Source organism: Arthrobacter paludis, from assembly GCF_056782315.1.
On the sequence record NZ_JBXAEW010000004.1, the window covers coordinates 168,990 to 190,389 of the forward strand.

At 73.1% G+C, this 21,400-nt stretch carries 22 protein-coding genes; 12 read left to right on the plus strand and 10 right to left on the minus strand.

What is annotated here, in order from left to right:
- Positions 1–72: 72 nt before the first annotated feature.
- On the minus strand, positions 73–645 hold the full coding sequence (locus tag AC1Q5D_RS04905) for an NADPH-dependent F420 reductase (RefSeq protein WP_481737450.1): 573 nt from the start codon (positions 643–645) through the stop codon (positions 73–75).
- A gap of 263 nt (positions 646–908) precedes the next feature.
- Between AC1Q5D_RS04905 and AC1Q5D_RS04910 the strand changes: the two genes are divergently transcribed.
- Entirely contained in the window at positions 909–1,049 is a 141-nt protein-coding gene (locus tag AC1Q5D_RS04910) for a hypothetical protein (protein WP_481737451.1), read from the plus strand.
- Positions 1,050–1,202: 153 nt separating this feature from the next.
- On the opposite strand, the gene AC1Q5D_RS04915 is transcribed toward AC1Q5D_RS04910, so the two are convergent.
- The 4 genes from AC1Q5D_RS04915 to AC1Q5D_RS04930 form a co-directional block, all read right to left on the minus strand.
- Entirely contained in the window at positions 1,203–1,820 is a 618-nt protein-coding gene (locus AC1Q5D_RS04915) for a CueP family metal-binding protein (RefSeq protein WP_481737452.1), read from the minus strand.
- 163 nt (positions 1,821–1,983) lie between these two features.
- Complete coding sequence (locus tag AC1Q5D_RS04920; protein WP_481737453.1) at positions 1,984–2,151, minus strand: hypothetical protein; 168 nt, start codon at positions 2,149–2,151, stop codon at positions 1,984–1,986.
- On the minus strand, positions 2,148–2,723 hold the full coding sequence (locus AC1Q5D_RS04925) for a DUF4396 domain-containing protein (RefSeq protein WP_481737454.1): 576 nt from the start codon (positions 2,721–2,723) through the stop codon (positions 2,148–2,150). The genes AC1Q5D_RS04920 and AC1Q5D_RS04925 overlap by 4 nt, the downstream gene beginning before the upstream one ends.
- A gap of 87 nt (positions 2,724–2,810) precedes the next feature.
- Positions 2,811–4,073, minus strand: a complete 1,263-nt coding sequence (locus tag AC1Q5D_RS04930) for an MFS transporter (protein WP_481737455.1) — start codon at positions 4,071–4,073, stop codon at positions 2,811–2,813.
- Between the two features lie 84 nt (positions 4,074–4,157).
- Between AC1Q5D_RS04930 and AC1Q5D_RS04935 the strand changes: the two genes are divergently transcribed.
- The 7 genes from AC1Q5D_RS04935 to AC1Q5D_RS04965 all read left to right on the plus strand — a co-directional run bounded on the left by AC1Q5D_RS04935 (position 4,158) and on the right by AC1Q5D_RS04965 (position 12,123).
- Positions 4,158–4,703, plus strand: a complete 546-nt coding sequence (locus tag AC1Q5D_RS04935; RefSeq protein ID WP_481737456.1) for a CGNR zinc finger domain-containing protein — start codon at positions 4,158–4,160, stop codon at positions 4,701–4,703.
- 91 nt (positions 4,704–4,794) lie between these two features.
- On the plus strand, positions 4,795–6,255 hold the full coding sequence (locus AC1Q5D_RS04940; RefSeq protein WP_481737457.1) for a M20 family metallopeptidase: 1,461 nt from the start codon (positions 4,795–4,797) through the stop codon (positions 6,253–6,255).
- 67 nt (positions 6,256–6,322) lie between these two features.
- Complete coding sequence (locus tag AC1Q5D_RS04945; RefSeq protein WP_481737458.1) at positions 6,323–7,627, plus strand: MFS transporter; 1,305 nt, start codon at positions 6,323–6,325, stop codon at positions 7,625–7,627.
- Entirely contained in the window at positions 7,624–8,496 is an 873-nt protein-coding gene (gene kynA, locus AC1Q5D_RS04950; RefSeq protein ID WP_481737459.1) for a tryptophan 2,3-dioxygenase, read from the plus strand. Before AC1Q5D_RS04945 ends, kynA begins: the two co-directional genes overlap by 4 nt.
- Positions 8,497–8,541: 45 nt before the next feature.
- Positions 8,542–9,465 (plus strand): LysR family transcriptional regulator, encoded by a 924-nt coding sequence (locus AC1Q5D_RS04955; RefSeq protein WP_481737460.1) that lies wholly within the window; start codon positions 8,542–8,544, stop codon positions 9,463–9,465.
- Between the two features lie 157 nt (positions 9,466–9,622).
- A complete protein-coding gene (locus AC1Q5D_RS04960; RefSeq protein ID WP_481737461.1) occupies positions 9,623–11,170 on the plus strand; it encodes a M20/M25/M40 family metallo-hydrolase in 1,548 nt (515 codons plus the stop codon).
- A 62-nt stretch (positions 11,171–11,232) separates the two neighbouring features.
- A complete protein-coding gene (locus AC1Q5D_RS04965; protein ID WP_481737462.1) occupies positions 11,233–12,123 on the plus strand; it encodes a Cof-type HAD-IIB family hydrolase in 891 nt (296 codons plus the stop codon).
- An 83-nt stretch (positions 12,124–12,206) separates the two neighbouring features.
- Here AC1Q5D_RS04965 and AC1Q5D_RS04970 read toward each other — a convergent pair whose 3' ends face one another.
- Both AC1Q5D_RS04970 and AC1Q5D_RS04975 read right to left on the minus strand, forming a co-directional pair.
- Entirely contained in the window at positions 12,207–14,507 is a 2,301-nt protein-coding gene (locus AC1Q5D_RS04970) for an FdhF/YdeP family oxidoreductase (RefSeq protein ID WP_481737463.1), read from the minus strand.
- A 20-nt stretch (positions 14,508–14,527) separates the two neighbouring features.
- Complete coding sequence (locus tag AC1Q5D_RS04975; protein WP_481737464.1) at positions 14,528–15,112, minus strand: SRPBCC family protein; 585 nt, start codon at positions 15,110–15,112, stop codon at positions 14,528–14,530.
- A gap of 87 nt (positions 15,113–15,199) precedes the next feature.
- On the opposite strand from AC1Q5D_RS04975, the gene AC1Q5D_RS04980 reads away from it, so the two are divergent.
- The 3 genes from AC1Q5D_RS04980 to ykgO all read left to right on the plus strand — a co-directional run bounded on the left by AC1Q5D_RS04980 (position 15,200) and on the right by ykgO (position 17,603).
- Complete coding sequence (locus AC1Q5D_RS04980) at positions 15,200–16,291, plus strand: DUF3592 domain-containing protein (RefSeq protein WP_481737465.1); 1,092 nt, start codon at positions 15,200–15,202, stop codon at positions 16,289–16,291.
- Between the two features lie 71 nt (positions 16,292–16,362).
- Positions 16,363–17,484, plus strand: a complete 1,122-nt coding sequence (locus AC1Q5D_RS04985; protein ID WP_481737466.1) for a GTP-binding protein — start codon at positions 16,363–16,365, stop codon at positions 17,482–17,484.
- The gene (gene ykgO, locus AC1Q5D_RS04990) at positions 17,481–17,603 is read left to right on the plus strand and encodes a type B 50S ribosomal protein L36 (RefSeq protein ID WP_133409460.1); all 123 of its coding nucleotides are present in this window, start codon (positions 17,481–17,483) and stop codon (positions 17,601–17,603) included. The genes AC1Q5D_RS04985 and ykgO overlap by 4 nt, the downstream gene beginning before the upstream one ends.
- 46 nt (positions 17,604–17,649) lie before the next feature.
- On the opposite strand, the gene AC1Q5D_RS04995 is transcribed toward ykgO, so the two are convergent.
- Together AC1Q5D_RS04995 and AC1Q5D_RS05000 are read right to left on the minus strand one after the other, a co-directional pair.
- Positions 17,650–18,564, minus strand: coding sequence for an AEC family transporter (locus tag AC1Q5D_RS04995; protein ID WP_481737467.1), 915 nt, complete (start codon positions 18,562–18,564; stop codon positions 17,650–17,652).
- Between the two features lie 79 nt (positions 18,565–18,643).
- Positions 18,644–19,231, minus strand: coding sequence for a TIGR03086 family metal-binding protein (locus tag AC1Q5D_RS05000; RefSeq protein ID WP_481737468.1), 588 nt, complete (start codon positions 19,229–19,231; stop codon positions 18,644–18,646).
- 132 nt (positions 19,232–19,363) lie between these two features.
- Here AC1Q5D_RS05000 and AC1Q5D_RS05005 point away from each other — a divergent pair, with 132 nt between their 5' ends.
- Positions 19,364–20,176, plus strand: a complete 813-nt coding sequence (locus tag AC1Q5D_RS05005) for a SurA N-terminal domain-containing protein (protein ID WP_481737469.1) — start codon at positions 19,364–19,366, stop codon at positions 20,174–20,176.
- An 80-nt stretch (positions 20,177–20,256) separates the two neighbouring features.
- Here AC1Q5D_RS05005 and AC1Q5D_RS05010 read toward each other — a convergent pair whose 3' ends face one another.
- The gene (locus AC1Q5D_RS05010) at positions 20,257–21,279 is read right to left on the minus strand and encodes an LLM class flavin-dependent oxidoreductase (protein ID WP_481737470.1); all 1,023 of its coding nucleotides are present in this window, start codon (positions 21,277–21,279) and stop codon (positions 20,257–20,259) included.
- Positions 21,280–21,400 lie beyond the last annotated feature (121 nt).

The following is a 21,400-nucleotide window of genomic DNA, read 5'->3' on the forward strand; positions in this document are numbered from 1 at the left end:
CTGGCCGGGAATTGGCGGGACGGCGACGGCGGGGCCTCCAGCGGGTCCCGCCGTCGAAACCGTTGCCGTGGATCAGGCGACCGCGAAGCCGTCCGTCCAGGCGATCTTCTCGCCGGCCGCGAGGGTGATCTGCAGGAAGCCCATGGCCTCGAGCTCGCGGGCCCGGGACAGGGAGCCGGCGTCGATCGCGCGCAGGCCGCCGGAGGCCACGAGGTCGGCGAACTGGGCCTTGGCATCGGCGTCGTCGCCGGCGACGAGCACCGTCGTGGTGTTGTCGCCGACCTTGCCGGAGGCCAGGGTCGCCGCGAAGTTCGTGTTGAAGGCCTTGAGGACGCGGGACTCCGGCAGGGCCGCGGCGAGCTCGGCGGCCGCGGAGCTCGCCGCGGGAACGGTGAGCGAGTCGAAGGTCTCGAAGTTCACCGGGTTGGTGATGTCGACGACGACCTTGCCGGCCAGCTGCCCGCCGCGCTGGGAGGCGATGTCCGCGAGCGCGGGGTAGGGGACGGCGAGGACGACAAGGTCGCCCGCCACGGGCTTGTCCCCGTCCCGGCTGCCTAGGAGCTCGACGTCGTGGCCGCCCCGCCCCAGCGCTGCCGCGATGGCCTGTCCCATGTTGCCGGTCCCGATGATTGTCACGTTCGCCACGGTGGTCCCCTTCGCTAATTACTTGAATATACAAGTATTACCCTACGCCCCGTGTGTTGACGCGCCAAGGGGTCGGGGCGGAATCCGTGGGGTCCGTGCGCGAGGACGCTTGCGACCCCCCCGGCGGAGTGTCGGCGCCGGGGCAAGCATCGTCCAAGGCTTTGCGCAAGACCGGGGTGTGACGGGGCTCACTGGTGACACGATGTCCGCGGACGCTGCCCCACACGGCGGCGGTTCAACCCACACCGATGAAGGGAACACCCATGAAGAGCATCCTCGTTAAGGTCGCCGCCGCCATTGCCCTCGCCGCCGCCGTCGTCGCCGGTTCCGTCGGCACCTCCATGGCGCAGGAGGACCCGAACGCCGTCGGCAACTGGCCGCACATGCGCAGCGCGACCTACTAAAGACCGCACCAGACACTGCCCACTTCCCGGCAACGGAAACGCTGGCGGCGGGGGGCGCCCGGCGGCGCGCGAGATACGCGGCGCGCCGGAGCGACCGGCCGGGAAGTGGGCAGCGGGGTGTCCGGGGTGGAGCCGGCCCGGGCCGCCGCCGCGCTACGCCTCCGTGAGCCGGAGCGTCGTGAGGCAGGTGGCCGCGTCGCCGCCGGTGGAAATCGCCTGCCGGCCCGTGAGGCCGCCGCGGGTGACCTCGATGGTCCCCTCGAGGCCGCGGGGGAGCCACAGGCCGATGAAGCCGTTGTCGAACGCGGTCAGGCGCCGGTCCACGACGGCCTCGCCCGTGCTGCCGTCGATGACGCGCACCTTCAGCTCCTCGTTGCCGAGCTCGCCCAGGCACGTGGTGAGCGAGTGGTAGTGGCAGTCGTGGGTCTGTTCCACGTACGGGGCGACGGAGAGGTAGAAGCGGTCCTCGGGCAGGGGCACGGTGACCTGCCGTTCGGCATCGGCCAGCAACAGGTGGTCGGGGCGGACGGAGGCCAGCAGGTCGGTCGGGCGCTCGGCGACCGGGACCCGGTCCAGGCGGTCCACGATCTCGCGGCCGTTCAGGCCCTTCAGGCCGTGGTCGGCGAGGAACGCGGCTGTGTCGGAGGGGGCCGCGGCGGGGGCCGTCCCGGCGGCCGTCCCCGGCGGGGCCAGACCGGGCTGGGCGGCCGGGGAGGAGCAAGCGGTCAGGGCCATGAGCAGCGCCGCGGCGGCAATCAGTTGTCGCTTCACTCAATCGATCCTAGGCTCTCGCCCGCCGGCCGCCGCCCGCCGGCCGCCGCCCGCCGCCCGCTGGCCGCCGGCCGCCGCCCGGCGCGGCCGCGCGCCTTGCACGCAGCGCCGCCCCGCCGCGCGCTCACCCGTATCGGGGGGGGCGCCCGGCGGGGTGGGCCTGCTATGGCGCCATCGACCCGTGTGCCGGGGACGGGGGCGCCGGCGCCTGGGACTGCTCGATGCCGGCCGGCTCGTGCGCCGGCGGCTCCTCGAGTTGGGCCGCGACCGAGACGACGAGTCCCCCGATGAGGAACCCGGCGACCCCTGCGGCCAGGACGTTCGTGTTCATCGCGTACTCCTGGGGTCGTGGGAATGGTGCCCGCCGTGGTCGTGGCCGGCGTGCTGGCCGTGGTCGTGCGCGCCGCCGCCGTGGTCTCCGTGTTCCGCGTGGCCGCCGTGCTCCGCGCCGCCCCCGCCGTGCCCGGCGTGGAACTGCTGCGTCAGCGCGTGGCCCTTGCCGCGGTCGATCAGGTACCGGTTCACGGGAAACGCCGCCGCGAAGGCGACGGTGAGCGCGATCATCATGCCGATCCAGAACACCGGATTCACCAGGCCGGCCTCCATGGCGCCGGGGATCAGCGCCATCACCGCGTTGTCCACGAGCTCCATGACGGCAATCGAGAGCGTGTCGGCCAGCAGCACCACGCGGGCCGCCCGGCCAAACGCCACCCCGGCCTGCAGCAGGGGCAGCAGCGAGAGCGCGTAGCCGAACAGGAACGCCAGGCCGACGGCCAGGGCGATCGTCGGGATGGTGGCCAGCCCGATCGCGGTGCCGATCATCAGGCCCAGCACCTCGCCGATGGCGCAGCCGGTGAGGCAGTGCAGCGTCGCGGCGGCGGCCAGGCTGTTGCGGGGGTTCATGGTGGGCCTCCCTTGCTTCCGGGGTGGGAATGGCACCAGTTATACCCCTATGGGGTATCCAAGGCAAGGGTTGGGCGAGGCCGCGGGTTAGCGGTGGCCGGCGGACAGGCGGAGGACGACGACGGCGGCGCCGGCGACCAGCCCCGCCGCGAGCGCGCTGATCCCCGGATAGTCGACGAGGCCCATGACCGGACCGGCCGCGGCGCTTCCGACGGCCCCCGCCAGGGACATCGTCGCGTCGGAGAAGCCCTGGGCGGGCACCCGCTGCTCCGGCGACAACGAGGAGACCAGGAGCGTGGACCCGGCGACCGTCGCGGCGGACCAGCCGAGCCCGAGCAGGACCAGGCCCGCGGTCACGGCCGGCATGCTCCCGGGCAGCAGCCCGGTCAGGGCCATGGCCGCCGCGAGCAGGCCCATGCCGAGCAGGACCGTGCGGGCCGGCCCGAACCGGTCGGTCAGCCACCCCATCACCGGGGACAGCGCGTACATGCCGGCGATGTGCAGGGAGATGGTGAAGCCGATCAGCGCGATCGTGTCCGGGCCGTCTGCTGCGGCCCCGGCATGGTGCTGCATGTGCAGGGGCGTCATCGACATCACCGCGACCATGACCGCGTGCGCGGCGACGACGGCGACCACCGCCCCGCGGGCCGTGCGGTGCGCGCGCACGATCCGCCACCCGGCCCGCCACGACCCGCCGCCGCCGGGGACCGGGCCGGTGTCCCCGTCCAGGGCCCGGCGCACCAGCAGCGGGTCCGGGCGCAGGCCCGCCGCGACGATGGTCGCGCCGACGACCATCCCGGCGGCGGAGATCAGGAACGGCCCGGCCTGCGCCGGGATCCCCAGCCAGCCGGCGAGGACCGCGCCGGGACCCACCATGTTCGGCCCCGCGACGGCCCCGACGGTGATCGCCCACACCACGAGGGACAGGTCGCGGCCGCGGCGGGAAGGCTCGGCCAGATCCGTGACGGCGAACCGGGCCTGCAGGTTCACGGCCGAGGCGAGCCCGACGAGGAAGGCCCCGGCCAGCAGGACCGCGAACAGCCCGGTCGCCACGGCGGCGACCATCAGCGCGGTGCCGGCGATGGCCGCGGCCAGCCCCGTCGCGAGGGAGACCCTGCGGCCCCGCCTCAGCGCCAGCTGGGACAGGGGGATGGCCGTGAAGGCCGTCCCCAGCGTCAGGGCCGTGTTCACGGAGCCGGCCCAGGCCTCGGACCCCGAGAGGTCCACCGCGAGGATCGAGCCGAGCGCCAGCGTGGACCCGTTGCCCAGCCCGGAGAAGACCTGCGCCACCGAGAGGGTCCGGACGGCGCGGGCCTGGACGGTCCGCGGGTTGGCCAGGGCGGCGCTCATCGGTCGGGGTCTCCTCGGGGGTCGGCGCGGCGCGCGGCGGGCGGCCGGGTGCGGCCGCCCACCCCACTGTGCTGTCATGGGTCCATGCAGTTCAACCATGACAACCTCTCCGGGCTCTGGTTGGCCGAGGAGCTGGTCAACCGCCTCGACGGCGGCGACTGGGGCCCGGCCGCGCTCGAGGCCCTGCTCGACGGCTACCTCTACCGGGGGGCCCGGCTCGGCGCCGCGGGCCCTGCGGAGCTGCGGGACTGGGCGGAGCGCCTGCGTGCGGTCTTCGACGCGCGCGACGACGGCGCCCGGTGCGAGGCCGCCAACGGCCTGCTGGAGCGCGGGGTGCGCAGGGTCTTCCTGGCCGCCCACGACGGCATGCGCCCGCACATGCACTTCTCCGACCCGGACGCCGCCGTCGTCGACCGCGTCCGCGGCCGCACCGCGGGCGGGATCGCCGTCTTCATCGCCGAGGCCGGCGGGGAGCGCCTCGGGGCCTGCGCCCGCGAGGGGTGCCCGCGCGTGTTCGCGGACACGAGCCGCGGCGGCCGGCGCGCCTACTGCTCGGCCCGCTGTGGGAACCGGGACGCGGTGCAGCGCTACCGCGAGCGGCGGCGGGAGCCCGACGGCGGCGTTCGGTAGCCACCTGAGCCGGAAGCATTGCCCTAACGGCAACGGAGGTGTCCGAAATCGAGACTGGTCCTGATCTGAGCCCGCGGACTACCGTCGATGCATGACGATTTCCACGAACCGCCGGACCCCGGTACCGGCGCATGATCTTGCCGAAAGGACCGACTGGTACCTGGACTCGGGTGGGTTCTTCGCCGAGCTCTCGGGGCTGGTGGCCCACCGGACCGAAAGTGCCGCCGGGAGCGCAGCCATTGCTTCCAAGTCATACCTCGTGAATGGGCTCACCCCGCTTCTGGAGCAGATCGGGTGCGGCGTGGAGATCCACGAGAACGAGGCCCACCCTTCCGCGCCGTTCCTCGTGGCCCGGCGCGAGGAGGGCGGGCAGCTGCCGACCGTGCTGATGTACGGGCACGCGGACGTCGTCGAGGCGCAGGCCGAGCGGTGGGGCGCCGGCCGTGACCCCTGGACCCTGACGGCCGAGGGCGACCGCTGGTACGGCCGCGGCACCGCCGACAACAAGGGCCAGCACCTCATCAACCTCGCGGCCCTGCGGATGCTCGTCCAGGAGCGCGGACGGCTCGGGTTCAATTTGACCGTGCTGATCGAGTCGGGGGAGGAGGTGGGCTCGCCCGGGCTGGCGGAGTTCGCCCGCGCCCACCGCGAGAAGCTGCGGGCCGACGTGTTCATCGGCTCGGACGGGCCGCGCCTGGAGGCAGGCGTCCCAACCCTGTTCCTCGGTGCCCGCGGCGGCGTCAACCTGACCCTGGAGGCGCGGCTGCGCGCCGGCCAGCACCACTCGGGCAACTGGGGCGGGCTGCTGCGGAACGCCGCCACCACCGTCGCCGCCGCCGTCGGCACCCTCGTCGACGGCCACGGCCGCATCGCCTGCGACGCCCTCCTCCCGCCGGAGCTGCCCGGCGCGGTGCGTTCCGCCCTGGCGGGCGTGGACCTCGCGGCCCGCGCCGGCGGCCCGGCGGTCGACGAGCACTGGGGGGCCCCGGGGCTGACCCCCGCCGAGCGCGTGTTCGGATGGAACACCGTGGAGGTCCTGGCCCTCGAGGCGGGCCAGGCGCACGCGCCCGTCAACGCCATCCCCGGCACGGCACGGGCCGTGCTCCAGCTGCGCTTCGTCGCCGGCACCGAGCTCGAGGGGCTGGAGGCACGCGTCCAGCGGCACCTCGACGAGAGCGGGTTTCCGATGGTCCGGGTCAGCGTGGGCCACCCCTTCCCCGCCAGCCGGACCGATCCCGCCGACCCGTGGGCGCGCTGGGCCGCGGCTTGCCTCCGGCGCGTCGTCGGCGACCGGCTGGCCGTCCTGCCCAACATCGGCGGGTCCCTGCCCAACCACGTCTTCACGGACATCCTCGGGATGCCCACCCTGTGGGTCCCGCACTCCTACCCCGGCTGCAACCAGCACGCCCCGGACGAGCACCTCCTCGCGTCCGTGGCCCGCGAAGGCCTGGCCATGGCGCTCGCCCTGTTCGGCGACCTCGGCGACCCCGAGAGCCGTCCGGCGACCGTGCCGCCCGCAGACCAGGCGGCACCACCAGCGCCCCGCCCCTGATTCCGCTACGCTCCAACCCGCCAGCGGCGCCGCAAGGCGTCGCGGCCCAACGATCCCGGAGACCGCCATGACCACCCCCGCCTCCACCAGCCCACCGCCCGTGCTGTCCCCGCGCCGACGCGTGCGCGCCATCGCGGCCGCCACCATCGGCAATGCCCTGGAATGGTTCGACATCGCCATCTATGCGCTGTTCGCCGTCTATATCGGGCAGAACTTCTTCCCATCCGAGGACCCCGGTGTCCAACTCATCCAGACCTTCGCCATCTTCGGCGTCTCCTACCTCATCCGTCCCCTGGGCGGCCTCGTCTTGGGCGCGTACGCGGACCGGCGTGGGCGCAAGGCCGCCCTGGTGTGGACGATCCGGCTCATGGTGATCGGCACGGCGCTGCTGGCCTTCATGCCGAACTACGACGCCATCGGCATCCTGGCCCCCATTGGCGTGATCGTGGCCCGGCTCATCCAGGGCTTCGCCGCCGGCGGCGAGTTCGGCGCGGCCACGTCATTCCTGGTGGAGCAGGACGGAGAGCAGGGCGTTCGGCGTGGATTCCTCGGCAGCTTCCAGTTCGCCAGCCAGGGCCTGGCGACGCTGCTGTCGGCGTCCTTCGCCGCCGGCCTGACCGCCTTGCTGTCCGAGGCCGACATGGTCTCCTGGGGCTGGCGCATCCCGTTCGTCTTCGGGCTGCTCGTCGGCCCGGTCGGCTACGTCATCCGCCGCTATGTCGACGAGTCCCCCGCGATGATGGAGGGCCCGGCGGACGCGAAGCCCGACGTCGCCCCGGTCCGCACGCTGTTCCGCAAGCACTGGGCCGGGATCCTCATCGCGGCCGGCGTGCTCGTGGTCTCGACCTCCCTGAACTTCATCCTCCAGTACCTGCCCACCTTCGGCATCCAGCAGCTGGGACTGGACCCGTCGCTGTCCTTCGTGGCGCTCGTGGTCACGGGCGCGATCCTCACGTTCCTGACCCCTGTCGTCGGCGCCCTGTCGGACCGGACGGGCCGGATCCGCATCATGCTCCCGGCGGCCCTCCTGATCGGCCTGTCCGTGGTACCGATGTTCGCCTGGCTGGTCGCGAGCCCCGCGTTCTGGACCCTGATGGCGGTCATGGTCATCCTCGGCACCCTGAAGGCCGTCTACTTCGCGGCCCTCCCCTCGGTGATGGCCGACGTCTTCCCGGTCCGCGCCCGGGCCACGGGCCTGGCGTTCAGCTACAACTCGGCGACGGCGTTGTTCGGCGGTTTCACCCCCACCATCGCGGCCGCGCTCATCGCGCTCACCGGCCAGCAGGTCGCCCCCGGCTACTACCTGCTCGCCGTCTCGCTGCTCAGCGTCACGGCACTGCTGGCCGCGGTCCGCGTCCAGGGCGTCCGGTGACCCCGGCCGGGCCGGCCGCCGGGGCCGGAGGGGTCCGCGAGCTCGAGGACTCGGTCCGCACGGACTTCAGCGACTCGATGTCCTACGGGCGCTACCTGGACCTGGGGCGCATCCTGGGCGCCCAACACCCGCGCAGCGACCCCGCCCACCACGACGAGCTGCTGTTCATCATCCAGCACCAGACCAGCGAGCTGTGGCTCAAGCTGGTCCTGCACGAGCTGCGGGAGGCCCGGCGCCTGCTGGACGCGGACGACCTCGGCAAGGCCCTGAAGTGCCTGGCGCGGGTCAAGGCCATCCAGCGCACGCTCACGGAGCAGTGGTCCGTGCTCGGGACCCTCACCCCCCGCGAGTACGCCGAGTTCCGCGGGTCCCTGGGCAGCTCCTCGGGCTTCCAGTCCCACCAGTACCGCGCGGTGGAGTTCATCCTCGGCAACAAGCACCGCCGCATGCTGGATGTGTTCGCCAGCGAGCCGGACGCCCGGCGCCTCCTGGCGGAGCTGCTCGGGGAGCCCACCGTGTACGACGCGTTCCTGCGCGTGCTGGCGAGGGCGGGCTACGCCATCCCGCGGGACGTCCTGGACCGCGACGTCTCCCAGCCCTGGGTCTTCCGGGAGGACCTCGTGCCCGTGTTCCGGCGGATCTACGAGTCGGACGACACCCCCTGGGGCCTCTACGAGGCTTGCGAGGACCTCGTCGATCTCGAGGACAACTTCCAGGCCTGGCGCTTCCGCCACCTCCGCACCGTGCAACGGACCATCGGGTTCAAGGCCGGGACCGGGGGCTCCTCGGGCGTGGACTTCCTCAAGCGCGCACTGGACCTGACGTTCTTCCCCGAGCTCTACGCCGTCCGCACGGAGATCGGGAGCTGACCGCCGCCCCGCCATCCCCATTGGGGGTGGCGGGGTCAGCCTACGATGGACGCTCGGAAGGGGGTGGTGGCCGTCGTCGACTTGTTGCCCACGAACCTGGAGTACTTCGCGGAGGTGGCGCGGACCGGCTCCGTCACGGAGGCCGCGTCGGGCCTCCATGTCGCACCCTCCGCGATCAGCCGGCAGATCGCCCGGCTCGAGGCGTCGCTCGGAGCCGCCCTGTTCAACCGCCACGCCCGGGGCATGACGCTCACGGAGGCGGGCGAGCGGCTGCTGGCCTACACGCGGCGCGCCGAGCTCGAGGCGAGGGCGCTCGTGGCGTCCATCGGACAGGGCGCCGGCACCCAGGAGCAGCAGATCACCGTCGCGGCCACGGAGGGCTTCGCCCACCGGCTCGTGCCCGCCACCATGGCGCGGCTGCGCCGCGCCCACCCGAGGGTCTCCTTCAGGCTGCACGTGGTCGCGGGCCACGAGGCGACGCGGATGGTGCGCGAGGGCCAGGTCGACGTCGCGGCGACCTATTCGCTGGGGCGCCAGGAGGGGGTGCGCATCGAGCACCTGTCCTCGTGGCCGCTGCATGCGGTCGTCTCCACCGGGCACGCCCTGGCGGCGCGCGAGTCGGTGACGCTGGCCGAGCTGGCCCGCCACCCGCTCGCCCTGCCCATGCGGGACACCAGCCAGCGGGAATTGCTGGACTCCGCGGCCCGCAGCGAAGGACTCACGCTGGCCGTCGCCTTCGAGTGCAGCCGCGTGGGGCCCATCTACGAGTTCGCCCGCTCCGGCGAGGGCGTCGGTTTCATCAGCGACCTCGGCGCGCACCGGCCCGACGATGGCCTGGTTCACGTCCCGGTGGACCACCACGTCTTCGGCCAGCGGAGCGCCCAGGTGCAGACCCCCGTCGGCCAATTGCAGCCGCCCGTGGTGCTCGAGTTCCTGCGCCTGCTCATTGGGGAGCTCGAGCGCCGCTGACACCGGCGCCGCCCGGCACAGGGGGGTCGCGGCGACGGGAGGCCCGCCCGTTCGTCGCCCCGAAGCCACCGCTCGGCGCATGTGACTGGCCTCACGCAGGGTTTCCGTGGAGAGTCAAACCAAGCGATCCACTTGTCACAAACCCGAGGAGGAACCCATGGAAGAGCCACGCCCCGAGTCCGGCCCGATCCGCAAGCCGCTGCGCCGTCGCACGTTCCTCGGGGCCGGTGCCGCCGCCCTCGGAGCCACGGCGCTGGGCGGCGCGGCCCTCGCCGGTCCCGCCACCGCCACCCGCGCGGCCGCCGCGACCGCCATCCCCGAGGCGGACAAGGACCCGCTGGACCTGCTGCAGCGGATGCTGTCCTTCGATACCCAGAACTACGGCCAGGGCGGGAAGACCCGCCCGCACGCCGAGATGCTCCAGGCCGTGTGGGAGAACGCCGGCGTGCCCGCGGAGATCATCGAGACGCCGCAGCCGGACAACGTCCACCTCATCGCGCGCATCCCGGGCACGGGCGCGGCGAAGCCGCTGCTGATCCTCGGGCATTCCGACGTGGTGCCGGTCGAGCGGGAGAACTGGACCGTGGACCCGTTCTCCGGGGAGGTGCGCGACGGCGAGGTCTACGGGCGCGGCGCCCTGGACATGAAGGGCGCCAACTCCGCGATGATCAGCGCGCTGCTGCGCCACGTCGGCGAGGGCACGCGCTTCGACCGGGACATCATCGTGCTCACCGACTGCGACGAGGAGGCGGGCTCCTTCGGGTCGCGCTGGCTCGCGGCGAACCATTGGGACAAGCTCGACGCCGGAGCCGTGCTCACCGAGGGCGGCTGGTTCCTGGCCCAGAACGACAAGACCACTCCGATGCTCATCACCGCCACGCGCCAGGACAAGGTCTACTTCAACCTCGACGTCACCGCGTCCGGCACGGCGACCCACTCGTCGAAGCCCATGCCGGACTCCGCCGTCGTCGCCCTCTCCCGCGCGCTCGCCGACCTCGGCTCTTGGGAGGCGCCCGTGCGCCTGACCGACGTGACCCGCGAGTACTTCGGCGCGCTGGCCGACGCGACGTCGGACGCCGGGTTCGCGAAGGCGATCCGCCTGATGCTCTCGGCCAGGAGCGACCAGGCGCGGGAGCGCGCCGCGCGGGTCATGGTCTCCCGCTCCGCCTACCCGTACCTGCACCGGGCGCTGCTGCGGACCACCCACGCGTTCGTGATCCAGGAGGCCGGGTACAAGGAGAACGTCATCCCGTCCTCGGCCACCGCGCGGATCAACTGCCGCGGCATCCCCGGAGGGCAGAAGCCGCGCGAGTTCCTCGCCCAGGTCCGCGAGCTGCTCGCCGAGCGCGACGTCGAGGTCACGCTCGCCGCCCCCGAGGGGACCAGCGAGGAGGAGGAGCTGGCGCGGCTCGACGAGACGTGGGCGACGCCGGCGGCGGACATCGACACGGACCTGTTCGCGGCGCTCTCCGGCGCGGCGGGGGAGACGTACCCGGATGCGGCGTTCTCGCCGGCGCTGTTCGAGGCCGGGACGTCCCTGGCGCCGTGGCGGGCGAGGGGGATCCCGGGGTACGGCGTCTACCCGTACGTGTTGAGCAACGAGCAGCTGATCGGCATGCACGGCAACGACGAGCGGATCTTCGTCGAGGCGCTGCGCCGGGGCACCGAGTTCATGTACCGGGTGTTCGGCCGGTTCGCGGCGTAGGGGGTCGGGCGGGGCGGGGCGCCGGATCCAGCGGCCCCGCCCCGTCGCGTAGCATCGAAACAATGACGACACCCGCCCGCAGCGTTCCCGAACGACCGACGACCGCCGCCTCGTGGGAGGACCTTCCGCCCGGCCCGCACGATATCCGCCTGGTCGTCGCCGACATGGACGGCACGCTCCTCGACGGCGCGGGCGCCGTGCCGTCGTCGTTCTGGCCGGTCCTGGACGCGATGCGCGCCCGCGGCATCGCGTTCGCCCCCGCGAGCGGCCGGCAGTACGCGACGCTCCGCCTCATGTTCCACGGCCTCGACGACGACGTGTCCTACATCGCCGAGAACGGGAACCTCGCCGTCCACGGCGGCCGGACGGTCGCCACCCGGGGTCTCGAGCTCGACACCGCGCGCGGGATCATCGACGCGGTCCGCGGCGCCGCCCGGCCGGGGCCGGACGGGCCCGGGCGGGACCTGGGCCTCGTGTACTGCGGGCTGGACAGCGCCTACGTCGAGCGGGACGACGAGGCGTTCCTTGGCGAGGCCCGCAAGTACTACGCCCGCCTCGACGTCGTCCCCGACCTGCGGGCGGTCACCGACCACGTGCTGAAGCTCGCCGTCTTCGACTTCGGCGGCTCCGAGGCCCTCGCGGCCGGGCCGCTGGCTTCGCTGGCCGACACGCACCAGGTTGTCGTGTCCGGGCAGCACTGGGTGGACGTCATGGCCCAGGGCGTCGACAAGGGCGGGGCCGTGCGGCAGCTCCAGGCGGCCATCGGCGCCACCCCGGCCCAGACCGTGGCGTTCGGGGACTACCTCAACGACCTCGAGCTGTTGGACGCCGCCGAGTGGTCGTTCGCCATGGCGAACGCGCACCCCGACATCGCGGCCCGCGCGAAGTGGCTGGCCCCGGCGAACACGGACGACGGCGTCGTCGCCGTGCTGCGCCGCATGCTCGGGATCTGACGGCCGGCCGCCGGGAGCGGAGCGCAGTACGACGCAGGCCGCCCCGACGCCGGCTGCTGCCCCCAGGCGCGGAACTTCCGCGCTCAGGCGCCCCGGGCGGCCGCCGCCTCCAGCCGGACGATGATGCCCTTGGCGGTGGGCTGGCCGCTGGTCTCGGCGACGCTGTCCAGCGGAAGCAGGACGTTGGTCTCCGGGTAGTACGCGGCCGCGCAGCCCCTCGCGGTGGGGTAGGGGACCACCTGGAAGTCCTCCGCCCGGCGCTCAACGCCGTCGCCCCACACGCTGACCAGGTCCACGCGCTGGCCCTCCGCCAGCCCGAGCCCGGCGGCGTCCTCCGGATTGACCATGACCACGCGCCGGCTGCCGTGGATGCCCCGGTAGCGGTCGTTGTCCGTGTACGGGATGGTGTTCCACTGGTCGTGGGAGCGCAGCGTCTGCAGCACCAGGTGCCCCTCGGGCGCCTCCGGCATCTGCCAGTCGTTGCACGTGAACAGCGCCTTCCCGACCGGGTTGGGGAACACCCCCTCGTTGACCGGGTTCGGCAGCTGGATGCCGCCGGGGCGGACGACCCGGCGGTTGAAGTCGTGGAACCCGGAGACGACGTTGGCGATCTTGTCGCGGATGAGCCCGTAGTCGGACTCGAACCGCTCCCAGGGGATGTCCGTGCGCCCGTCGAGGGTGCGGCGGGCGAGCCGGCACAGGATCGCCACCTCGCTCAGGAGCGTGCGCGAGGCCGGCTCGAGCCGGCCGCGGGAGGTGTGCACCTCACTCATGGAGTTCTCGACCGTGACGAACTGCTCCCCGCTGGCCTGGAAGTCGCGCTCGGTGCGCCCGAGTGTCGGCAGGATGAGCGCCGTCCTGCCACACACCGCGTGGGAGCGGTTGAGCTTGGTGGAGACCTGGACCGTGAGGCTGCAGTTCCGCAGGGCCTCCTCCGTGGCGGCGCTGTCGGGGGCGGCCCGGACGAAGTTGCCGGCCACCCCCATGAAGACCTTGACCCGGCCCTCCCGCATGGCCCGGATCGTGTTTACGGAGTCGAGCCCGTGGGCGCGCGGCGGGTCGAACCCGAACTCCTCCCGCAGGGCGTCGAGGAACGTGTCGGGCATCCGCTCCCAGATGCCCATCGTGCGGTCGCCCTGCACGTTGCTGTGCCCGCGCACCGGGCAGGCCCCGCTGCCGGTCCGGCCCAGGTTCCCGCGCAGCATCAGGAAGTTGACGAACTCCCGGACCGTGGGGACGGCGTGCCGGTGCTGGGTAATGCCCATGGCCCAGCAGACGATGATGCGCCCGCTGCGCAGGACCTCGTCCCGGACCTCCTCGAGTTCCCGGCGCTCCAGACCGGTCGCCCGGAGGATGTCCTCCCACGCGACGGTGCGGGCGTGCCGGTTGAACTCCTCGAAGCCGCTCGTGTTGGCGCGGATGAAGTCGTGGTCGAGCACGGTCCCGGGGTTGGCGTCCTCGGCCTCCAGCAGGAGCCGGTTGAGCCCCTGGAACAGGGCGAGGTCGCCGCCGCCGCGGATCTGCAGGAAGCGGTCGGCGATCTGCACCCCGCGGCCGACGATACCCCGCGGCTTCTGCGGGTTCTTGAAGCGCTGCAGCCCGGCCTCCGGCAGGGGGTTCACGGCGATGATCCGCGCCCCGTTGGACTTGGCCTCCTCCAGCGCGGAGAGCTGCCGGGGGTGGTTGGACCCGGGGTTCTGCCCGACGAGGAAGATCAGGTCGGCGTGGTGGAGGTCGGCGAGGCTCACCGTGCCCTTGCCCGTGCCCAGCGTCTCGGAGAGCGCGAAACCGCTGGACTCGTGGCACAGGTTGCTGCAGTCGGGGAGGTTGTTGGTGCCGAACGCGCGGGCGAAGAGCTGCAGGACGAACGCGGCCTCGTTGCTGACCCGCCCCGACGTGTAGAAGGCGGCCTCGTCCGGCGAGTCCAGCCCGTTCAGCTCGCCGGCCAGCAGCCCGAACGCGTCGTGCCAGCTGATCGGCTCGTAGTGGTCCGAGTCCGGCCGCTTGACCATCGGCTCGGTGAGCCGGCCCTGCTGGTTGAGCCACAGGTCGGACCGGCCGGCCAGGTCGGGGACGGCGTGCTCGCGGAAGAAGTCGGCCGTGACGCGCTTCGTCGTCGCCTCGTCGTTGATGTGCTTGGCGCCGTTCTCGCAGTACTCGTTGAGGTGCCGATGCCCGGGGGCAGGGTCCGCCCAGGCGCAACCGGGGCAGTCGATGCCGTCGACTTGGTTGATGGCCAGCAGTGTGCGCCTGGCGCGCTGCGGGGACGTCTCCGCGAGGGAGTACTGCAGGGCGTGGGTCACGCCCGGCACCCCCGCCGCCCAGTCCTTGGGGGCCGTGACGGTGAGCCGCCCGTCCGATTCCTCGTGCGGCGTCTGCTTCATGGCGCGTGCCTCGCTCTCGGTCAGCCGACGGGCCAGCGGGGGACCTGGCTTCGCGGCGGTTCGGGCTCCGTGGGCCGGACGTGCCCGTTCCGGATGACCCCGCGCCACGCCCCGCCCTCCTGTCCCAGGGTCTCGATGAAGTCCTTGAAGTGGGCGAGCTCGCTGCGGACCACGCGCTCCGCCAGCGCCGGGCGCAGCCCGAGGAGGCGCCCGACGCCCTGCGGCGCGAGGTCCAGCCGCACGTCGACGGCGGTGCGGTCAGGTGCCAGCGCGCGGAAGGACACCCGCCCCCGGTGGGTGGACGGGCCGCCCAGGGTCTGCCCCTCGATGTGGGAGTCGGGCACCTGATCGACGATCTCGACGTCGAATTCGGGCGCCAGGGGCCCGAAACCGACCGTCCACCGCGTGAGGTTCGGACGGAGCTGGACGATGCGCCTGACGGAGGTCATGAACCGCGGGAAGCTCGCGAACTGGGTCCACTGGTTGTAGGCGGTGCCGAGCGGGACGGCGACGTCGGCCGTCGCCTCGACCACCCTGTCGGCCTTCGCGGCACGCGGGGAGCCCTCCCCGGCCGCGGTGGTGTGCGCCCGTCCGATCGGTGCCATGCGCCCCAGTATCCGCGGGCCGGGAGGCAAGTCAACGTCCGCGGTTGCCGCGGGTCGGGAAGGGGCGGCCCGTTCTAGAATCCTTGGGTGGAAGAGGGGGAGTTCCGTCCCGGACGGGACGAGCGCCGGCGGCGACTGGGGTCCCGGCATGGCCGGCGCGCCGACAGGTCCGGGCTGTGGATGTCCCTTCGCGCCCGCCGGATCACCGCGATGGCCATAGCGGCGCTGCTCCTGGCCCTGGCCGTAGGCGTGCATGCGGCGTTCGTGCAGATCTATCTGGACGATGCCCGTCTGGCTGCCTCGGCCCCGCGCGTCACGGGAATCATCAGCGATGAACGGGACTACGGCCGAGCTGGGTCGGAGTACGACGTCGAGGTCGGCGGCAGGATCCTCTTCCTCGACTATGCCGAGAACACCCCCGGCGTCCCGGAGGTTGGGCGGCCCGTCGAGGTTGTCGTTGACCCCGTGGATCCGGGCCGGGCGATCGCCGTGGGGACTCCCGAGGACTGGGTGCGGATCCCCGCCCTCGAATGGATGTGGTTGGGCCTCGCGGTCGCTGCTGCGATGGCACTGGCCGTGTGGGCGGGGGCGAAGCTCCTCCCCGAGGACGTGGAGACCGCCCGCGCGCGCCTGAACCCGCCGCAGCCACGGCGCACGGCCCCGTCCCTGCCCTATCCGCCCCAACGGGAACAGCGGGTGGTGTGGCGGCGTGTGGTGGTGGCTGCCTCGGCCCTGGTCTTGGGATTGGGCGCGTTCCTGATCGTCGTCGACTCGCGCCATCTGGAAGCGGAGGACATCCGGCTCGCTGGGAGTGGCCAGCGCACCACCGCCACCGTCACCCACGTGCATGCCTTCCGGCACGACATCACGGAGTACACGGTCAGGGCCAACGGAAGGATCGCCCTGCTGGACACGGGTTGGATCCAGGAGGAACTGGAAGTCGGGGATCGGGTCCGGGTGGTTCTGGACCCGCACGACCCGGGCCGCGTGCTGGCCGCGTGGGACCCGGACCGGTGGGTGGCCGAGCCCGGTGACCGGCTCCTCGACCTGCTGGTCTTCCCCGGCCTGGCGGCGGGCACCACGATCTGGATTGCCACACACACTCTCGCCGAGGCCGACCGCAAGCGCATTGCCGCGCTTTTCGCACCCCAACGCGGCCACGGCCACGGTCGGCACTAGCTCGCCGCCAGCGGCCCGGTTCCGGCAGGTCGATTCGCTATTGAGAATCATTCTTGGTTAGGGTGGTGGCCATGCGCCTCACCGTCGTCAGTTCTCTGGACGCCCTGTGCCGCCAGCAGGCCAGCGACCAGCTCATCGCCGCCTATCCCGAGGCCGTGTTGATGCTCCACGACCTGCTGGAGGACGGCGTGCTGGTGAGCCGGACCTTTACACCCGGTGCCCCCGGGCGGCGGGACCAGACCGTGCTGGAGCACCCCTGCCCGAGCTGCGCGGTCCGGCTCGCCATCGTGCCGGCCCTGCTGGCCGCCCGGGAGGAGGGCGTGGAGCATCTGGTCCTGGCCCTGCCTCCCGCGCTGCCGGCGGCCGCCGTCGTGCAGGCCTTGGCCGGCCGCGCGCGGCGGTCCCTGGTCCTGAACGCCGTGGCGCTGGCCTGCGCCCCCGCGGCGGTGGAGGACCAAATCTGGGACCGGCACACCTTGTTCGAGTCCGGTTACCTGGCCCTGCCGCAGGACGAGCGGACCCCGGGGGAGTTCCTCATGGAGGAACTGGCGGCCACGTCCACGGTGCTGCTGGCCGAGCCCGAGCTCGTTCCGACCGACCCGCGGTCCCGGACCCGCGGGATGCAGCTGCTGCGGGAGCTGGCCCCGCACGCCAACATCACCCACCGGGCCACCGACATCGGCCTCGCCCCCGGCATCCCGGCAGGACGGGACGGACACCCCGCGACGGGCGACCCCAGGGGCGGCTCCCGTCCGGGGTCACCGTTCACCACGCTCGTGCACCGCCTGCACCGCCCGCTGCACCCGGAGCGTTTCCACCAGGCACTGCACACGCTGGCCGCAGGGTGCTGCCGGCTGCGCGGCCAGCTCTGGATGGCCCCCGCCCCCGAGTGCCGGATCCTGCTCAAGGGAGCCGGTCCCCGGGTGTGGCTGGAGAACGCCGGCCCGTGGCCGGCCCTCCAGGCGGGCCGTCCGGGCCGGAACGGCGCGGCCGCTGCCGAGACGACGCCGGGAACCGCGCACCCGGGCACGGTCATCGAGGCCACCGGGGAGGACCTCGACGCCGCCGAGATCACCCGCCTGCTCACCCGGGCCCAGCTCACCGAGGCCGAGATGCGGTCCGGGATCAAGGCCCTGGCCGACCCGTTCGGCCTGGACACCACCCATGACATCGACCATTGGAGCACCCCATGAAAGTCCGGAACTCGCTGCGCGCCCTGAAGAAGATCCCCGGGGCCCAGGTCGTCCGCCGCCGCGGACGCACCTTCGTCATCAACAAGAAGAACCCGCGGATGAAAGCCCGCCAGGGCTGACCCCAGCCCCGCTGCCACGGCGACCACCCGTCCGCGTGCCGTGCCGCTACACGCCCGTCAGCCAGAGCGTGGCCGGCAGCGTCGCCATGGACACGACGGTCTGGAGCCCGGTCAGCGACGCCATGAGCCGCACGTCCCCGCCGAGCCGCGAGGACAGGATGACGGACGACGGCGCCACGGGCAGCGAGCAGATCAGCACGACGGCGAACAGGGCGACCGGCGGCAACCCGAGCCACGTCCCCGCCCAGAACGCGGCGGCGGGCATCACCGCGAACTTGAGCACGCCCACCAGCGGCAGCGCCGCGAGGTCCCCACGCGTGACGCGCAGGGTGACGGCGGCGCCGGCGGCGAGCGTCCCGCACGCGAGGGCAGGCGCCGCCAGCATCCCCAGGGCGGCGTTGAGCGGCTCCGGCCGCCACGGGGACAGGTTCAGCAGGAGGCCGCCGATGCACCCCAGGATCAGCGGGTTGGTGGCCAGCTCCCGCCCCAGCCCGCGCCGGGGCGTGCCGGGGGAGCTGCCCCACGCGGAGTGCGCGGAGACGCTGAGCAGGTTGACCAGCGGCACCATGACGGCGCACGCCAGCGCGAACACGGCCACGCCCTGCACCTGGTGCAGGGCCTGCGCGAACACCAGCCCGATGTAGGTGTTCAGCCGGATGCTTCCCTGCATCACGGCAGCCACGGTCGGTCCGGGGAAGCGCGCGGCGCGGGCGAGGGCGACGGCGAGGCCGGCCACGAGGAGCACCGGCACCGCCAGGGCGCCGGCCAGCGGTCCGGGCGGGACGGCGGAGAGGTCCGCGTTGCCGATCGAGACGACGAACAGCGCGGGCGTGAACACGTAGTAGGTGGTGAACTCGAGCCCCACCCACGGCTGGGGCGACGTCAGCACCCTGGCGCGCAGGAACATCCCGAGCGCCAGGACGAGGGCGACGGGGACGATCACCGCGAGGACGGGCTGCACGCGACCACTCTGCTAGCCGGACGCGCCGCGGGCAAAGCGCGGAGCTCCGGGCCGTGCCGTCCGGCGCGGTGGCGGGTGCTCAGGTCCCGGGCCGCCACGCGGGGTCGCGCCCAGCGAGGCCCAGCACCCGCTCGAGCTGGCCGGCGTCCCCGCCGACGGGCACGCGCGGGCCGAACAGCCCGTTGCGCGCCTCCGGCTCGTCGGGGACCGTGGCGCAGAATCGCTCGACCAGCTCCAGGGCCGCCGGCTCCACGTCGTAGGGCTGGCCCGTGGCGACGGCCAGGTCCCAACCGTGCAGGACCACCTCGTCGAGGGCGACGAGCCCGGCCTCCTCGCCGGTCAGGGGAACGCCGCCGGCCTTGGTGGCGCCGGTCCACGCGTCGGGGTCCCTCCACGCGGCGGCGAGCTCCTCGAGCCGCGCCGGGATGTCCTCGCGCCAGGTGTCGTGGAGGACGAGCGCGCCGGGGTCGGGCGGAGTGTTGGTGGTGGGGCCGTCGACCTTGCGGGCCGCGTCGCGGAACGCGATGGCCAAACCGTGCAGGTGGGCCAGCAGCAGTCGCACGGGCATGTCCGGGCACGGCGTGGGCGCGTCGAGCAGGCCCTCGGCGGTGCCGCGGACGACGGCGGCCCTCCGGCGGGCGGACTCCGTGAGATCGGTGGCGGGCATGGGCGGCCTCCATTCGGCGGTTTACGCACAGGCTAGGGGAGACGCCGTCCGGGCGGCACCCCTGGGGCGCCCAGTTGGCGTTCAGGAGCCGCGGCTAGCGTCGCTCGAATGATTACTCCACGGCGTCATCGCGTGAAGACGAACAAGGTGCTGGCGGCCCTCGCCGTCGTCGGGTCCCTGTCCCTGGCCACCGCCTGCGGCGCGGGGGCCGGCCCGACCGCGGGGCAGCCCGCGGCGGAGCCGCCGGCCGCGGGACCGTCCGGCGCGGCCGCCCCCCAGGAGGGAGGCCAGGGGCAGGCGCAGGAAGGCCAGGGCCAGGCGGCGCCGTCGCCGGAGCTGTCCGGGGTCCCCGACGTGGTCGCCACCGTCAACGGCGAGGACATCGGCAAGGACGAGTTCACGCAGGTCTACGAGAGCCAGTTCCAGCAGATGGCCATGCAGGCGCAGATGTCCGGGCAGGAACTGGACCAGAACCAGCTGAAGAAGAGCACGGCCGAGTCGCTGGTCGGCACCGAGCTGCTGATGCAGCAGGCGGAGAAGAAGAACATCACGGCCTCCGAGGCCCAGGTCTCCAAGGCGCTGGACGAGGCGGCGAAGTCCAACCAGATGAGCGGCAAGGAGTTCCTGGCCGCCATGGAGCAGCGGGGGATGGACCGCGAGCAGGTCGACCGGCAGCTGAACCAGCAGGTCGTCCTCGAGTCGCTGCTCCAGAAGGAACTCGGGACGTTCACCGCCACCGAGAAGGAGCTCAAGCAGGCCTACGAGCAGGCGAAGGCGCAGCAGGGGCAGGCGCCGTCGCAGTCCGGCGGCGCCCCGAAGCTGCCCCCGTTCGACAAGGTGAAGCCGCAGTTGAAGGAGCAGGTGGTGCAGCAGAAGGAGGGCGAGGCCGCGCAGAAGCTCGTGGAGAAGCTCCGCGCGGACGCCGACGTGAAGATCCACCTCTGAGCGGCCGCGGGCAGCACGGGCCAGGCCGCCCGGGCCCGTGCTGCCCGGGGCCGGCGCCGGCCGCTAGGCGCCGGCCGAGGTCAGCGCCAGCCGAGCTCCGGCGCGACGTGCTTCAGGATCGCCTCGATGACGTGGGCGTTGTACTCGACGCCGAGCTGGTTCGGGACGGTCAGCAGCAGGGTGTCCGCCGCGGCGATCGCCTCGTCCGCGGCCAGCTGCTCCACCAGCTCGTCGGGGGCGCCGGCGTAGGAGCGGCCGAAGATGGCGCGGGTCTTCTCGTCGATGTTGCCGATCTGGTCGGAGCTGAAGCGGTCGCGGCCGAAGTACTGCCAGTCGCGCTCGTCGACCAGGGCGAAGATGCTGCGGCTGACGGAGACGCGCGGCTCCCGCTCGTGCCCGGCCTCCCGCCAGGCCTGCCGGTAGAGCTCGATCTGCTCGGCCTGCTGGACGTGGAAGGGCTTGCCGGTCTCGTCGTCCTTGAGCGTGGAGCTCTGCAGGTTCATGCCCAGCTTCGCCGCCCACACCGCCGTCGCGTTGGACCCCGAGCCCCACCAGATCCGCTCGCGCAGCCCCGGCGAGTGCGGCTCGACGCGCAGCAGGCCGGGCGGGTTCGGGAACATGGGGCGGGGGTTCGGCTGCGCGAAGCCCTCGCCGGTGAGCACCTCGAGCAGGCGCTCGGTGTGCCGGCGGCCCATGTCCGCGTCGGACTCGCCCTCGGCGGGGGAGAAGCCGAAGTGGCGCCACCCGTCGATGACCTGCTCGGGCGAGCCGCGGCTGACGCCCAGCTGAAGGCGTCCGCCGGAGATCAGGTCCGCCGCCCCGGCGTCCTCCGCCATGTACAGCGGGTTCTCGTAGCGCATGTCGATCACGCCGGTGCCGATCTCGATCCGGCGGGTCCTGGCCCCGATTGCGGCGAGCAGCGGGAACGGGGACGCGTACTGCTGCGCGAAGTGGTGGACCCGGAAGTAGGCGCCGTCCGCGCCCAGCTCCTCGGCGGCGACCGCGAGGTCGATCGCCTGCAGCAGCGCGTCCGAGGCGCTGCGCGTGCCGGACTGCGGGTGGTCGGTCCAGTGGCCGAAGGACAGGAATCCGATCTTCTTCACACCCGGCCCAACCCTCCGGGGCCGGTCCCTATTCCTCAGGGCCCCTATCCCTCGGGGAGGAGGCGGTTGACGGCGGCGGCGACCTGCTCCGGGTGGTCCTCCGGCGTGAAGTGGCGCCGCC

Bases quoted from the DNA above. Each gene is read 5' to 3' on its own strand.
- AC1Q5D_RS04910 (WP_481737451.1), top strand. From the start codon at position 909: ATGAAGAGCATCCTCGTTAAGGTCGCCGCCGCCATTGCCCTCGCCGCC.
- AC1Q5D_RS04920 (WP_481737453.1), bottom strand. From the start codon at position 2,151: ATGAACACGAACGTCCTGGCCGCAGGGGTCGCCGGGTTCCTCATCGGG.
- AC1Q5D_RS04925 (WP_481737454.1), bottom strand. From the start codon at position 2,723: ATGAACCCCCGCAACAGCCTGGCCGCCGCCGCGACGCTGCACTGCCTC.
- AC1Q5D_RS04930 (WP_481737455.1), bottom strand. From the start codon at position 4,073: ATGAGCGCCGCCCTGGCCAACCCGCGGACCGTCCAGGCCCGCGCCGTC.
- AC1Q5D_RS04935 (WP_481737456.1), top strand. From the start codon at position 4,158: ATGCAGTTCAACCATGACAACCTCTCCGGGCTCTGGTTGGCCGAGGAG.
- AC1Q5D_RS04940 (WP_481737457.1), top strand. From the start codon at position 4,795: ATGACGATTTCCACGAACCGCCGGACCCCGGTACCGGCGCATGATCTT.
- AC1Q5D_RS04945 (WP_481737458.1), top strand. From the start codon at position 6,323: ATGACCACCCCCGCCTCCACCAGCCCACCGCCCGTGCTGTCCCCGCGC.
- AC1Q5D_RS04955 (WP_481737460.1), top strand. From the start codon at position 8,542: ATGGACGCTCGGAAGGGGGTGGTGGCCGTCGTCGACTTGTTGCCCACG.
- AC1Q5D_RS04960 (WP_481737461.1), top strand. From the start codon at position 9,623: ATGGAAGAGCCACGCCCCGAGTCCGGCCCGATCCGCAAGCCGCTGCGC.
- AC1Q5D_RS04965 (WP_481737462.1), top strand. From the start codon at position 11,233: ATGACGACACCCGCCCGCAGCGTTCCCGAACGACCGACGACCGCCGCC.
- AC1Q5D_RS04970 (WP_481737463.1), bottom strand. From the start codon at position 14,507: ATGAAGCAGACGCCGCACGAGGAATCGGACGGGCGGCTCACCGTCACG.
- AC1Q5D_RS04975 (WP_481737464.1), bottom strand. From the start codon at position 15,112: ATGGCACCGATCGGACGGGCGCACACCACCGCGGCCGGGGAGGGCTCC.
- AC1Q5D_RS04985 (WP_481737466.1), top strand. From the start codon at position 16,363: ATGCGCCTCACCGTCGTCAGTTCTCTGGACGCCCTGTGCCGCCAGCAG.
- ykgO (WP_133409460.1), top strand. From the start codon at position 17,481: ATGAAAGTCCGGAACTCGCTGCGCGCCCTGAAGAAGATCCCCGGGGCC.
- AC1Q5D_RS05000 (WP_481737468.1), bottom strand. From the start codon at position 19,231: ATGCCCGCCACCGATCTCACGGAGTCCGCCCGCCGGAGGGCCGCCGTC.